Below are 13,964 nucleotides of genomic sequence, written 5' to 3'. Positions count from 1 at the left end.
CGCTCTTACGATCCTCTTCTCTCTGCTCAGGCCGCAAAGGCGCTTTCACTAACGGCCTTTATTATATCTTTATGTGCAGAAAATTGCAAGAAGCGGACAGATGTATTCCTACGAAAAACACTTCAATAACAGAAATTCGTCATTATCGCCATGAGATCTGCTGTCTGTCGCCGTCTCGCAGCACGAAAAAGTCTTTTCTGTCCGCACGCCATAAAATTCTTGCGCAGGCGAACGGATTCTATTGACATCTTTGGGCATTTTTGCAAGAATCCGATTCGTCTGTCAAAAAACACAGCACAAATAATAATACCCATCGGATCATACCGATGGGTGTTATTTACATAACCGCATTTTACATCGGCTCAGCGTGTTCGCCGCAAAGTGCAACAATGGTCAGCGCAAACAGCTCCGCGCTTCGCACGATCTCATCTACCACAAGGTACTCATTTGCACCGTGCATGTGATAATCTACACCTAATCGGGAAGCGCCAAACGCCACGTCATTTTTCAGAAAGTGCGCATATGTCCCGCCGCCAATGGTAAGGCACTTGCCCGGTTCGCCCATGACCTGCTCATAGCAGCCTAAAAGCGTCTGGATAAACGGACTATTTTCCGGAACGTAATGGGGGGGACCATTTTGCAGCTCTCCGGAAGATACAAGCCATGAGCCGCCAGTTTTTCACGAAGAACCTCAAGCACAGTCTCTTCGCTGGCACACATCGGCGCGCGGCAGTCTATACGGCCGGACATACCGCCTTCCGCATAATGAAGCACGTTGGAGCTCAGCACCAACCGGCCGGACAATTCATCCGCCTGCGCCACGCCAGCCGCCTCACCGTAAAATGCGCCGTGCGGAAACAGCTCTGTCAATCCGCGCAGGCGGCGCTGTCCCTCACAGTCGGCAAAGGGAAACTGCATCAGCAGCGCCAGCAAGCCAGTAAGTGCACTGTTTCCTTCCCAAGGCGTGGAGGCATGAGCACTCTTGCCTTCCGCACGGATCACAACGCGCCCATTTTTTCTTCCCATCTGAAAGCGATCCCAGTCTGCTCTTCTATAGCGGAGGCAGCCCTTGCGATCTCATCTGTTGAAATCCCTTCTACAACGGCTTCCGCCTTACCGGGGACCGCATTGCCAACCGTACCGCCGTCAATTCTGCGGATGCAGGGAAGCACAGTGTTCTCTTCCCATGTGCCTGAATAGCTCGTATATAAGCCGCCCTTTTCCAGGTTGATGACGGGATACTCTCCGTCCGGCGAATAAGAACAGGGTGCTTCTTCCTTCCGCGTGTTGAAAGATCCGGGATGGGAATTGCTGACAGCAACGCCTTTGTATACGGGTGCAGCGGATTCTGGAACAGCTCTTTACTGGGCACTCTTTCCACACACTGCCCCAAATACATATCACTGCAATCTCATCTGAAATGTGCTTAACGACCGACAGGTCATGCGTGATAAAGACATATGTCAGTCCCAGTTCGTCCTGCAGGTCCATCATCAGATTCAAGATCTGCGCCTGAATGGAAACATCCAGTGCTGAGACCGGCTCATCACAGACGATAAACTCCGGGTTGACTGCAAGAGCACGCGCCACGCCGATTCTCTGGCGGCGGCCGCCATCCAACTCGTGCGGATATGCATTGATAAAGCGCTGTGCCAAGCCGACTGTATTGACCTCATCCGGCAGCTTGTTATCTCGAAGGGAGATTGCATTCTTGGGATTATATCCCGTTACGCCGGGATAGCCCTCTGTCTCGTTATTATAGCTACTATTAAAATAATAGCTGTAATCATGGATAAGGTTCCCGTACTGAGGTACAAAGTTCCACTGCGGCCCTTCCGCCGTGGGTTCAGCACCTTCGCCATCCTCACCTTCGTCCGTAAGGTCTGTATTTTCAGACCCCGTATAGAGGACGACGCCGTCATCGCTGCCGGTCTCGTCCTCCCCGTCTACTGCCTACGCTGCCGTTGACAGTAGACTTAGTACAATTACAAGTGACAGTACGCTTGTCAATAATCGCCGTTTCATTCCATTACCTCCTAAAGTTTTCTTTATCTTTTGCCCGCCTCCGCGGGCTGGGTTTACTGATTTTTGTCTTCTCGGCGCAGACGGGGCAGCCGCTTTGCTGCGCGCCGGTGCGGGCGTAGATGGCGGCTTTCCACACATGGCCGTAAGGACATTGCCATCATGCTTTTTTGTGGCTGCCCGCGGTCACCATCTCCGGCGTCAGCGCGCCGTTGAGTGATTCGTGCCACTCCTTGGCAACGAGCGGCTGGACGGTCGCGAGGTCGTTGAAGCCTACCAGCACCTTGCGGTTCGCGCAGTAGGGACAGCCGTTGCCCCGCTGCACGCGCTGCGCGATGATGGTGCGGTAGGCGTGACCTTTTTCGCATCGCCACCATACGGGGCGGTTTGAGCCCGCAGTCACATCGCTTGGATAAAGAATCGCATCAGCGTTTTCAAATCTCTCGCATATGTTCCCATAGAAACCTCATTCAAATTAGGGTCATCCCTTAGTGAAATATAGAAGTTTGCCATGGTTTGCTGACACATCGAAGAGATCAGCGTATCTGGTGTGATTCGCTTGTAAATCTGCTTGATGGATTCCTGATAATGGTTGATTGTTCCATCCCGCAGATTGCGGGCCTTACAGTCCAAAATATACTCTTCGAACCCTTCCCTGAACGTCTTCTCATTCGGGAAGCACATCCTGATTTTCTTCACGGTTTTTCCTCCAAAAACGCAAAAACAGGAAGCACATCTTCCGCATTTTCGTGCGGAAGATGTGCTTCCTGCTTATGTTTGATGAAAAATCAGGTTTTGGAACCTTGGAAGGACAAACCCTGCGGTTTTCCCTCTTACTTCAGGCTCTCCGCAACAGCGACGGCCACGGCGACGGTGGCGCCGACCATCGGGTTGTTGCCCATGCCGAGGAATCCCATCATCTCCACGTGCGCGGGCACGGAGGAGGAGCCGGCGAACTGTGCGTCGGAATGCATGCGGCCCATGGTATCGGTCATACCGTAGGAGGCGGGACCGGCAGCCATGTTGTCCGGGTGCAGGGTACGGCCCGTACCGCCGCCGGAAGCGACGGAGAAATACTTCTTGCCCTGCTCGATGCACTCTTTCTTGTAGGTGCCGGCGACGGGATGCTGGAAGCGGGTCGGGTTGGTGGAGTTACCGGTGATGGAGACGTCCACGCCCTCGGAATGCATAATGGCCACGCCCTCGCGGACGTCGTCAGCACCGTAGCAGCGGACGTCGGCGCGCTCGGTCTCGCTGTAGCGGATCTCGCGCACGATGTTCAGCTTGCCGGTGAAGTAGTCGAACTGGGTCTGAACATAGGTGAAGCCGTTGATGCGGGAGATGATCTGAGCGGCGTCCTTGCCGAGACCGTTCAGGATGACGCGCAGGGGCTCCTTGCGGGCCTTGTTGGCGTTGCGGACGATGCCGATCGCGCCCTCAGCGGCGGCGAAGGACTCGTGACCGGCGAGGAAGGCAAAGCACTTCGACTCGTCGGACAGCAGCATCGCACCGAGGTTGCCGTGGCCCAGACCGACCTTGCGGTCCTCGGCGACGGAGCCGTCGATGCAGAAGGACTGCAGGCCGACGCCGATCATCTTGGCGGCTTCGGCCGCGGACTTCACGCCGGACTTGATGGCGATGGCCGCGCCGACGGTGTACGCCCAGCAGGCGTTTTCAAAGCAGATGGGCTGGATGCCCTTGACGATCTCATACGGGTCAAAGCCCTTGGCCTTGCAGATCTCGCGGCACTCTTCGACGGAAGAGATACCGTACTGAGCGAGGACGCCGTTGATCTTGTCGATTCTTCTCTCGTAGTTTTCAAATAAAGCCATTGTTTCGTCCTCCCTTCCTTATTCCTGACGCGGGTCGATGTACTTGGCAGCGTTGTCCCACTGACCATAGTGACCCTTGGCCTTTTCGAGCGCTTCGTTCGCATCGATACCCTTTTTGATGAAGTCCATCATCTTGCCGAGGTTGATGAACTCGTAGCCGACGACCTCGTTTTCCTTGTTGAGCGCGACGCGGGAGCAGTAGCCCTCGGCCATCTCGAGGTAACGGGGGCCCTTTTCGGCGGTGGCGAACATCGTGCCGACCTGGGAGCGAAGGCCCTTGCCGAGGTCCTCGAGGGACGCGCCGACAGCAAGGCCGTCCTCAGAGAAGGCGGACTGGGTGCGGCCGTAGACGATCTGCAGGAACAGCTCGCGCATGGCGGTGTTGATGGCGTCGCAAACAAGGTCGGTGTTCAGCGCTTCGAGAATGGTCTTGCCGATCAGGATCTCGGAAGCCATGGCAGCAGAATGGGTCATGCCCGAGCAGCCGATGGTCTCGATCAGAGCCTCCTGAATGACGCCCTCCTTGACGTTGAGCGTCAGCTTGCAGGCGCCCTGCTGGGGCGCGCACCAGCCGATGCCGTGGGTGAAGCCGGAAATATCGGCGATCTGCTTGGCCTGGACCCACTTGCCCTCTTCGGGGATCGGGGCCGGACCGTGATATGCGCCCTTCGCAACGGGACACATATGCTGCACTTCGGTCGTGTAAATCATAACGATCTTCCTTTCTTATCCTCTGTCTCCACAAAAAGCGGAACGTATCCATACTTATTTTTTATCATAGCAAACCCGAACGTCTTTTGCAAGGTGAAAAAACGGAAATACGGGCAAAATCCGTATTCCTTTCCCTCATTTTCCGCTATGCCGCACTTTTCGTTACAGCAGGTGGCGAATTGGGCGCTGGACAACGCTCAGAATTGTATACAGCGCGCGCTTTGCCCAAGGCAGCGTCATTTCTTCAAACCGCGCGCCGTATTCCGTGCCGCCGTCGTGCAGGGCGAGGCGGCTCTGGTCGATGTACTGTACGCTCTCCTGCCGCAGCGCGGCATTGACCTCCTCACTCTCGATGACGAGCATCAGCTCCGTGTCGAGATACGCGCTGCGCATGTCGGCGTTGAACGAGCCGACGATGCTCAGATCATCCCCGATCAAAATCGTCTTCGTGTGCAACGACTGGCCGCAGACGGCCTCGTACACGTCGACGCCGCGCGATAAAATATTTTGCTTTTCGCGTAAGTAGTCCGAGCAGCCGCTCGGGTTCGCGCCGTTTTCAACGGCATTCGTCAGCACGCGCAGCTGCCGCGTCTCGGCAAGTGCTTCCAAATCGTTATACATTTTGTCGTTGCAGATGATGTACGGCGTTTGCAGCAGGACGTCATCGCCCTGCGCCATCAGGCGGACAAGCGCGTCCCACAGCTCAGGCGCTTTCGCCTCCGCGCGCGGCGAGCCGCTGAGAAGGCTCACATGCGTGACCGCCGCGGTCTCCACCTCCCAGTCGACGGCGGCAAGCTCTTTTCCATGCACCGTGCATAGCGCCGCGTAGCGCTCCTGCAGCGCGTCGGTCTGCGAGGACGTCTTGCCTGTGATGGTTTTATTCTCCGGCTGCGACCAGACGCTTTTAAAATACGTCAAAAGCTGGGAGACCGAGCTGCCCTCTCCCCCGTCCGACACAACGAGCACGTCGCGGTCGATGTTCTGGTTCTCCTGATATGAGCCGAGGAACAAATCGTTCGAATTTCTTCCGCCGAGGATGTATTTGCTCCCGTCGGCGATCAGATACTTGTCGTGCAGACGGTAGTTGAGCTTCCACGGGCGCAGCAGGTCGATGGGATCATAAAAGCGCACCTCCACATTCTCCTCCGCCGCGAGGGCGCGGAGAACGCCGCTGTTTTGCAGATGCAGAAAACCGTTCAGCCCGTCGACGATGACGCGCACCTGCACGCCGCGCTGCGCCGCGCCATAGAGCGCGGCCATCAAATCCTGTCCGCTGCCGTCCGCGCGCAGGTCAAAGGTCGAGAAGATGACCTCCCTTTCCGCACTCTCGATGAGCTGCAAGCGCCAGAGCAGCGCACTGTCCGTATCCTCGATGCTCCTCACGCGCTCCTGCGATGCGTCCTCGCTCAATCGGGCTTCATACTGGCTCCACAGCTCCCCTGTCGCCTCTTTTTGCGGCAGCGGGACGAGAATGGCTGTCAGCACCCCATATAAAAGGTACACGCCCAGCGCGATGCCCAGCCATTTCAAGATATGTTTTTGCTTCATTTTTCACCTGCTTATCATAAAACTCATGCCGTCAGTTTATCATAAGGGATGCAAGCTGTCCAGCGGCGCGGCGGCGGTAAGTTTTCCCGACCGAAACGCCGCAACTTTCGCCCAAACGGAAATTTCTCGAAAAGAGGTCTTGACAATCCTCCAATTTCCGACCTATACTGTTGGCAAATTAAAAATACCCCACACGGGTATTGTATTTGTCCCGAAGGAGGAATCAAATTGAAAAAGGAAACCTATGACGTGACCGGCATGAGCTGCGCCGCCTGCTCCAGCCGCGTGGAAAAGGCCGTGTCCAAGCAGCCGGGCGCGCAGCAGGTCGCGGTCAACCTGCTGAAAAACAGCATGGTCGTCGAATACGACGAATCCCAGCTTTCGTCCGCGCAGATCATCGCCGCGGTCGAAAAGGCGGGCTACGGTGCGTCTCTGCATGCAAAGCCCGGCAGCGCGCCCGCCGCGAAGGCCGCTGAAACGGGCGGCATCAGCGCCGCGCAGAAGGCGTACAGCGACATGAAAAAGCGTCTCGCCCTCTCGCTCCTCTTCACCATCCCGCTGTTCTATCTCTCGATGGGCCACATGATGGGCTGGCCGCTGCCCGCGTGCTTCCTCGGCATGGAAAATGCGATGACGTTCGCATTCACGCAGTTTTTGCTGCTGCTGCCCATCGTCTATATCAACCGCCAGTACTATATCGTCGGCTTCAAGACGCTGTGGCAGCGCTCGCCGAACATGGATTCGCTGATCGCACTGGGCTCCAGCGCCGCCATCGTGTACGGCATCTACGCCATCTATAAGATCGGCATCGGCTTTGGCCAGATGGACATGGACACGGTGCACACCTATATGATGGAGCTGTACTTCGAGTCCGCAGGCACGATCCTGACGCTCATCACCATGGGCAAGACGATGGAGGCCCGCGCCAAGGGCAAGACCTCCGACGCGATCACGAAGCTCATGGACCTTGCGCCCAAGACCGCGACGGTCGAGCGCAACGGCGTCGAGAGCGTCATCCCCGTCGAGGAGGTCCAACTCGGCGACGTGCTGATCGTCAAGGCGGGCGAGAGCGTCCCCGTCGACGGCGTCGTGCTCGAGGGAACGTCCTCGGTCGACGAATCCGCGCTGACGGGCGAGAGCATCCCCGTCGAAAAGCAGGCGGGAGACAGCGTCATCGGCGCGACCATCAACAAATCCGGCTATTTCAAGATGCGCGCGACCAAAGTCGGCGACGATACCGCCCTTTCCCAGATCGTACGCCTTGTGGACGAGGCCACGAGCTCCAAAGCGCCCATCGCCAAGCTCGCCGATAAGGTCAGCGGCGTGTTCGTCCCCGTCGTCATCACGATCGCCGTCATCGCAACGGCAGCATGGCTGCTGACGGACCACAGCGTGGAATTTGCGCTGTCCATCGGTATTTCCGTTCTCGTCATCAGCTGCCCCTGCGCGCTGGGTCTCGCCACGCCGACGGCCATCATGGTCGGCACGGGCCGCGGCGCGGTGAACGGCATCCTCATCAAGTCCGCCGAAGCGCTTGAGACGACGCACAGCGTCAACACCGTCGTGCTCGACAAGACCGGCACCATCACGCAGGGCAAGCCCGTCGTCACCGACGTCGCCGACGGCGGCATCGGCAGGGACAAACTTCTCTCCGTCGCCGCGTCGCTCGAAAAGCTCTCCGAGCATCCGCTTTCCGAGGCCATCGTGGCCGAGGCGGAGAAGGAATCGCTCACGTTCCTGTCCGTCGACAAATTTGAGCAGATCCCCGGTCAGGGCATCCGCGGCAAGGTCGAGGGCCAGCTCTGCCTTGCCGGCAACCGCCGCATGATGGAAGCAAACCGCATCGAAAACAGTGAGCTGCTCGCACAAGGCGAAGCGCTGGCCGAGGACGGCAAGACGCCGCTCTACTTCGCTCTCGACGGCAAGCTCATCGGCCTTATTGCCGTGGCCGACATCGTCAAGCCCACGAGCGCGCAGGCCATTGCCGAGCTCTCGAACATGGGCATCGAGGTCGTCATGCTCACGGGCGACAACGCCAAGACCGCTGAGGCCATCCGCCGCCAGGTCGGCGTGGACCGCGTGGTGGCCGAGGTGCTGCCGCAGGATAAGGAGCGCGAGATCCGCCGCCTGCAGGAGGGCGGCAAGAAGGTTGCCATGGTCGGCGACGGCATCAACGACGCGCCCGCCCTTGCGCGCGCAGACGTCGGCATCGCCATCGGCGCTGGCACAGACGTTGCCATCGAGTCGGCGGATATCGTGCTGATGCGCAGCGATCTTCTCGACGTCTCGACCGCCGTGCAGTTAAGCCGCGCGGTCATCCGCAACATCAAACAGAACCTCTTCTGGGCGTTCTTCTACAACGCCATCGGCATTCCCATCGCGGCAGGCATCTTCTACCCCGCCTCCCAGCTCAAGATGAACCCGATGCTCGGCGCGCTCGCGATGAGCCTCAGCTCGGTATTCGTGGTGAGCAATGCGCTGCGCCTGCGCTGGTTCAAGGCCAAGCACACGGCGGCAGCGGCACCCAAAACGGTTTCTTCTCCGTCGGATAGCGGAGTGGAGATAGCAAACAGCCACACCATGGCAAGTAACAATGAAAAAGGAGAAACGAACATGGAAAAAGTCATCAGCATTGAGGGCATGGCCTGCATGCACTGCGTGAACCACGTCCAGCAGGCGCTTTCCGCCGTCCCCGGCGTGAAGGAGGCCAAGGTCGACCTTGAGAGCAAGTCCGCCACTGTCAGCGTGGACGGTAGCGTGACCGACGCGGCGCTCAAGGCCGCAGTCGATGAGGCGGGCTATCAGGCCGTCTCCATCCGCTAAGGCCATGAGAGCCGATCGTGATTCCGTCCGCCGCAAGCTCAAAATCGCCCGCGGCCAGCTCGACGGCATTTTGCAGATGATCGACGACGACCGCTACTGCGTGGACATCTCCAACCAGCTTCTCGCCACGCAGTCGCTCCTCAAAAGCGCCAACCAGCAGATCATGCGCGCGCACATCGAAGGTTGCGTGCGCGAGGCTTTGCAGACCGACCACATCGACCCCAAGCTTGAAGAGGCCTTCCAGCTTCTCGAGCGCATGGCGCAGTCGTGACCGCACAAAAAAGGACGACAGCTAAAAATAGCTGTCGTCCTTTTTTGTTATTCGATCAGATCCTCGCGGTCGAGTTTCTTTTCCGAAAGCTGCTGTGCGGTGTGCTCATGTACGAGCTGGAGTACTACCGCCGTGAGGGGAATGAAAAACACAATACCGACAAGGCCGAAGAGCTTGCCGCCAAGCAATGCCGCAAGAAGCGTCCACAGCGGCGCAAGCCCCACGCTGCTGCCAACCACATGCGGGTAAATGAACTGATTTTCCGTGAACTGCACCGCCTGATAGACGATCAGGCACAGCAGCGCCTTCTCCGGCTGGGCAAGCAGCGTCAGCAGTACGCCGATTGCGCAGGAGGCCAGCGCGCCGATGTAGGGAACAAAGGCGAAGGCCGCCGTCAGCGCGGCGGTCAGCCCCGCGTAGGGAATGCCGCACAGGGAGAACGCGAGAAAGATCATCGTGCCGAGGATCACGACCTCCACGCACTGCCCGGACAGGAAACGGGCGTAGGAGGTGTGCGTCAGGCGCGCGATGCGGCAGACCTGATCGGCCTTTCGCTCGCTCAGGTTGGCGTAGAGGAGTCTGCGGCTCTGTTTAGCAAGGCTGCGCCGGTCGAGCAGCACATAAAACATGATGACGATGGCAAAGGTGACGTTGGCCACCGCCGAGACTGTGGTACCGGCAAGATCCACCACCGAGTCGATCAGCGCGCCGGCGCCGGTGAGCGCCTTTTCCAGCACCGTTTTCCAATCGAGCGCGGCGATGCGATCGGTGAGCTCGCTTGTATCCACGCCGTGATCCGAGAGAAGGCGCGCCCAGTCCGGCCAGTTCTCCCTGACCAGTGTGCCGATGCTCTTGAGCGACGCGGCAAGCTGCGGCAGCGCCAGAACGCACAGCAGTACCACGACGATGACCACGCACAAAAGCGTCAGCAGCAGGCTGAGAAGGTCAATGTGTTTTTCCTTTGCCTTTGGCATCAGGCGCGTCAAACGTCCTGCGATGCCCTGCATCGGCACACTGAGGACAAACGCCATCAATAACCCTATGATCACCGGCGTGAAGAGGGTAGCGAGCCTCGTGAGAAACGCCGCGACTTCGTTGAGATTCATCAGCGCGGCATAGAGCGCCACGCCGAACGCGACCAGAAGAAATTGCTGTTTTCCTTTTTTATCCATTGTTCTTTTCTGCACCTTCCGCGCGTTCGCTCTGCCACCGGAGCGGAAGTGCCGAACGCTGTGCATATCCTTTCAGGTTAATTATAGAATGGCTTGCGCTGCATTGCAAGTTCTTTTGCCCGTCGCTTGGTAGTTTTTCCCGCCCGCTGCTCTTTTCGCGCAGACTTTTGCGGAAAATCAACATTTCTCCCCTTGGCGCGGCGGTGATCGTCTGCTATACTGAAAGGAACAAAAGCTCATCGGGCGGGCGTTGACGCTTCCGATGGAAAGGAAGGCTCAGAATGAATCGAACGGGGAACGGCGCCGCACTCTGCGAGGATCCGCATGACTTTCTTGTCATGCAGAATCTCTATGACGCGGCGGTTCGGCAGCTCACGTTGAAATTCAATATTCTCAACAGTGAATTCAATGTTCTTTATGCACGCAATCCCATTCATCACATCGACGGGCGCGTCAAATCGCAATCGAGCATCGTCGCCAAGCTCATCAAGCGCGGCCTGCCGCTCTCGATCGAGTCCGCGCGAAAAAACATCAACGACATCGCGGGCGTGCGCGTCGTTTGCAGCTACATCGACGATGTCTACCGCGTGGGCGAGATGCTGGCGCGGCAGACGGATGTGGAGATCGTCAAAAAGCAGGACTACATCCAGACGCCGAACTACAACGGCTACCGCTCGCTGCACATGGACATCAAGGTGCCCGTCTACCTCTCCGACCGGACGGAATACGTCGTGGCGGAGATCCAGCTGCGCACGATCGCCATGGACTTCTGGGCAAGCCTTGAGCACGATATCCGCTACAAGGTCGACAAAACGAAGCTGCCCGAGGGCATCAACGAGGAGATGTTCGAATGCGCGGGCAAGATCGCTGAAATCGACCGCCAGATGCAGGACATGTACCAGCGTATCAAGGCCTCGGATGCCTACAACGAAGATTGAGTCCCCTACAGAAAGGAAAAAGGATGCATCGAAAGACGCATCCTTTTTGTTTTTTCACTGCTTTTTGTGATACCCGCAGTCGCAGTAGGGGCCGCCGGAGGCGAGCGTGTACTCGCGCACGAAACCCGACGCGCCGCCCGCGTCGCTCATCGTGTAGTCGAGATGGCACAGCGCGGGCGTCAGATCGTAGAGCCCCAACACCTGCATCAGCGTGCAGATGCCGCAGGTCGTGAAGCGCGCCTCGTAGCCGCTGCCGTCCTCGTACTCGAAAAAGTCCATATTCCACGAATAGGGGTTGTGATCGCCCGCGCGCAGCTTCGCCGTCGCCTTCATGCCCTCGATGTCCTTGGGCGTGAACTTTTTCTTTCCGCTCGCGCGGCAGAAAGCCTTCATCGTAGGCGTCATCATCGCCGCGGCGTAGTAGTCCGTCAGCGTTTTGATGTTCGGCCGCTGCGGCATGCACAGGATAAACGCGGCGAGCATCGCGCAGTTGACGATGTTCATTTCGAAGCGGTCGCGCTTGTCAAATTCCGGCAGCTTCGCGATGATCTCGCGATATTTCTTTTTGGCACGCGCCGCAACGTCCTTCGCCTGCTCCGCGGTCAGGTCGAATTCGACCGTCAGGTGCTTTTCAAACGATCCGGCAAACAGCGCCCACATGCCCGCAGGCTTTCCAAGATACTTCATTTGCTCTCCCCTTTTCGAGTTTAATCTCTCAAACTCGTCTGCATTTTTGACTGCCGTCTTGCTTTTGGTCATAGTATACCGAGGGCGGGAGCGCTTGTCAATGCGGCGCAAAAAAGCAGCGGTTCTGATGAACCGCCGCTTTTTTCAGTTGGATTTACTTGCCCTGATAGGCGCGATACAGGAACGTCACGATCTCCGCACGCGTGCAATCCGCGTTGGGGCTGAACGTCGTGGCAGAAGTGCCGTTCGTCACGTCGCTCGCGACTGCCCAGTTGACCGCGTCGGCGTAGAACGCGTCGGACTTCACGTCGGTGAAGCTCGTGCTGCTCTCGACCTTCTTGCCGAGCGCGCGGTAGAGGAACGTCACGCTCTGGCCGCGGGTGCAGGTCGCATTCGGGGCAAACGTCGTCTCAGTCATGCCGTTCGTGATTCCGTTCTCAATCGCCCAAGCGACAGCCTTCGCATAGTAAGCGCTCGCGGGAACATCCGTGAAGCTGCTTGCGGTCTTCGGCTCGGGGCTGCCGGCGGCGCGCCACAGGAACGTCACGATCTGCGCACGCGTGCAGGACGCGTAGGGGCCGAACATCGTGTCGGACAGGCCGTTCGTCACGCCGTTCTCGACCGCCCACTTCACCACGTCTGCAAAGTACGCGTTCGCGGGAACGTCGGAGAAGCTGTTGCTGTCGTCCGGTGTCGGCTCGGGATCGGGGGTGGTGGAAGACGGGCTGCTGTGGCGGCGCGAGACCGTCAGCATACCGTTGACATAGGTGATCTCGTAGTTATCGCCGGCGTCAGCGCCAGAGGGAACGATATCGAACTTGCCGACCGTCATACCGTCCGCCGTGCAGGTCAGTGTCGGTGCAGTCGTCAGCGTGTCGCCCTTCACAAGCCCCGTGGCCGTATAGGTGAACGTGGGCTTCGTGCCGCCGACGTACATGGACTGGTTGTCTGCCTTGATGGTCAGTTTTGCCTTGTTGATTACAAGGGTAGCAGAGCCGGAAACGTTCTTATCCTCCTTCGTAGCCTGCCAGTAAATCACATAAGTACCGGCAGCCTTCTTCTCGATCTGTGCGCCGTAACCGGACTGGCTCAGGCTAAACTTCACATCGTCATTGTTGGGGTTGTTAACGACGATGGTGTGATTCTGACCGTCGTAAGTAAAGGTAGCGTCGGAAACGGTGACAGTGGGTAGGCCGGTCTCTACCTGGTAGTCCTGCTTCACGGTTCCGGAGTAGTTGCCCTCAAAGGTAATGGTAAACATACCATCCTCACGGGACACAGTGTAGTCGTCTGTGGTCAGTTTCTTGCCGTCATAGACAATACCGATACCGTCCTTGGCAGCTTCGGCAGCCTCATGAGAGGGGTACTTGTCGTTGATACCGGTAATGGTGACATCATCTTTGCTCAAGGGCTTCTGCGCAACAGTAATCTCCGTGGTGAAGAACGTCTGACCGTCGTAGACCAGCTTGACCGTGCCGGTCTCACCCTCAGCAGTCGCCATGATGAAGGAAACCGTGGAACCAGCGAGGGATACCCGACACATCGATATTCACGCCGTTCAGCTTGATCGTGTGATCGCCGCCGGTGACAGTGATGGTGTTTTCGGTGGTCGTACCGCTGATGGTGTATTCGCCGGTATACGCAGTTTCGCTTTCAGCGTTGTCCTGGGTATAACCAGTCTCCGTGATGACAATGGAGCCATCAGCCAAATCAAGCTCCTTACTCGTCGCAGTCTCATGGGGAGTTCCCTCCTCACCGCTCTGCGGTTTGAGTTTTGCGGTATCCTCAGTCTCCTGAGAGCCGCCACTGCCCGTTTCCCTTGCCCAAACTGCCGTTGACAGCAGGATCAGCATCATGACAAGCGACAGTATACTTGCCAATAATCGCCGTTTCATTCCATTACCTCCTAAAGTTTTCTTTATCTTTTGCCCGCCTCCGCGGGCTGGGTTTACTTGGTTTT

At 57.8% G+C, this 13,964-nt stretch carries 14 protein-coding genes and 2 pseudogenes; 3 read left to right on the top strand and 13 right to left on the bottom strand.

The genetic code is table 11. The annotated features are described in order from the left end of the window. Positions 1–352: 352 nt before the first annotated feature. The 9 genes and pseudogenes from NI20_RS14010 to NI20_RS0103165 all read right to left on the bottom strand — a co-directional run bounded on the left by NI20_RS14010 (position 353) and on the right by NI20_RS0103165 (position 6,113). Positions 353–598 carry a hypothetical protein gene (locus NI20_RS14010; RefSeq protein ID WP_242842909.1) on the bottom strand — a complete coding sequence of 82 codons (246 nt, stop codon included), beginning with the start codon at positions 596–598 and terminating at the stop codon, positions 353–355. Then, positions 583–1,026, bottom strand: a complete 444-nt coding sequence (locus NI20_RS14005) for a hypothetical protein (RefSeq protein ID WP_156108545.1) — start codon at positions 1,024–1,026, stop codon at positions 583–585. Before NI20_RS14005 ends, NI20_RS14010 begins: the two co-directional genes overlap by 16 nt. Before the next feature lie 256 nt (positions 1,027–1,282). Continuing rightward, positions 1,283–1,794 (bottom strand): annotated as a pseudogene (locus NI20_RS14460) (ATP-binding cassette domain-containing protein); the annotation flags it as partial. A 235-nt stretch (positions 1,795–2,029) separates the two neighbouring features. Beyond that, positions 2,030–2,170, bottom strand: a pseudogene (locus NI20_RS15890) (hypothetical protein); the annotation flags it as partial. Positions 2,171–2,182: 12 nt separating this feature from the next. Next, positions 2,183–2,425 carry a zinc-ribbon domain-containing protein gene (locus NI20_RS15585; RefSeq protein WP_052084395.1) on the bottom strand — a complete coding sequence of 81 codons (243 nt, stop codon included), beginning with the start codon at positions 2,423–2,425 and terminating at the stop codon, positions 2,183–2,185. After that, on the bottom strand, positions 2,422–2,721 hold the full coding sequence (locus NI20_RS0103180) for a hypothetical protein (RefSeq protein WP_033120008.1): 300 nt from the start codon (positions 2,719–2,721) through the stop codon (positions 2,422–2,424). Before NI20_RS0103180 ends, NI20_RS15585 begins: the two co-directional genes overlap by 4 nt. Before the next feature lie 134 nt (positions 2,722–2,855). Then, on the bottom strand, positions 2,856–3,854 hold the full coding sequence (locus tag NI20_RS0103175) for a GGGtGRT protein (protein WP_033120007.1): 999 nt from the start codon (positions 3,852–3,854) through the stop codon (positions 2,856–2,858). Between the two features lie 18 nt (positions 3,855–3,872). Continuing rightward, complete coding sequence (locus NI20_RS0103170; RefSeq protein WP_033120006.1) at positions 3,873–4,565, bottom strand: iron-sulfur cluster assembly scaffold protein; 693 nt, start codon at positions 4,563–4,565, stop codon at positions 3,873–3,875. 162 nt (positions 4,566–4,727) lie between these two features. Further along, complete coding sequence (locus NI20_RS0103165; RefSeq protein ID WP_033120005.1) at positions 4,728–6,113, bottom strand: phosphatidylserine/phosphatidylglycerophosphate/cardiolipin synthase family protein; 1,386 nt, start codon at positions 6,111–6,113, stop codon at positions 4,728–4,730. A 228-nt stretch (positions 6,114–6,341) separates the two neighbouring features. Here NI20_RS0103165 and NI20_RS0103160 point away from each other — a divergent pair, with 228 nt between their 5' ends. Further along, complete coding sequence (locus tag NI20_RS0103160) at positions 6,342–8,936, top strand: heavy metal translocating P-type ATPase (protein ID WP_033120004.1); 2,595 nt, start codon at positions 6,342–6,344, stop codon at positions 8,934–8,936. Between the two features lie 4 nt (positions 8,937–8,940). Continuing rightward, a complete protein-coding gene (locus NI20_RS0103155) occupies positions 8,941–9,207 on the top strand; it encodes a metal-sensing transcriptional repressor (protein WP_033120003.1) in 267 nt (88 codons plus the stop codon). A 47-nt stretch (positions 9,208–9,254) separates the two neighbouring features. Here the strand turns inward: NI20_RS0103155 and NI20_RS0103150 are convergent, their stop codons facing one another. Continuing rightward, entirely contained in the window at positions 9,255–10,379 is a 1,125-nt protein-coding gene (locus tag NI20_RS0103150) for an AI-2E family transporter (protein ID WP_033120002.1), read from the bottom strand. 281 nt (positions 10,380–10,660) lie between these two features. Here NI20_RS0103150 and NI20_RS0103145 point away from each other — a divergent pair, with 281 nt between their 5' ends. Next, complete coding sequence (locus tag NI20_RS0103145) at positions 10,661–11,317, top strand: GTP pyrophosphokinase family protein (protein ID WP_052084394.1); 657 nt, start codon at positions 10,661–10,663, stop codon at positions 11,315–11,317. 54 nt (positions 11,318–11,371) lie between these two features. On the opposite strand, the gene NI20_RS0103140 is transcribed toward NI20_RS0103145, so the two are convergent. The 3 genes from NI20_RS0103140 to NI20_RS0103130 all read right to left on the bottom strand — a co-directional run. After that, positions 11,372–12,004, bottom strand: a complete 633-nt coding sequence (locus NI20_RS0103140) for an L-2-amino-thiazoline-4-carboxylic acid hydrolase (protein ID WP_033120001.1) — start codon at positions 12,002–12,004, stop codon at positions 11,372–11,374. Positions 12,005–12,158: 154 nt separating this feature from the next. Continuing rightward, positions 12,159–13,505 carry an S-layer homology domain-containing protein gene (locus NI20_RS0103135; protein ID WP_033120000.1) on the bottom strand — a complete coding sequence of 449 codons (1,347 nt, stop codon included), beginning with the start codon at positions 13,503–13,505 and terminating at the stop codon, positions 12,159–12,161. After that, a partial coding sequence (locus NI20_RS0103130) for a hypothetical protein (RefSeq protein WP_206538565.1) occupies positions 13,492–13,964 on the bottom strand: 473 nt, incomplete at its 5' end. The genes NI20_RS0103130 and NI20_RS0103135, both read right to left, overlap by 14 nt.

Origin of the sequence: Oscillibacter sp. ER4 (genome assembly GCF_000765235.1) — a bacterium.
GTDB classification, from domain to species: Bacteria; Bacillota; Clostridia; order Oscillospirales; family Oscillospiraceae; genus Hominicoprocola; species Hominicoprocola fusiformis.
The sequence above is the reverse complement of the archived record's forward strand: the minus strand, read 5'-3'. Positions and strand labels throughout refer to the sequence as shown.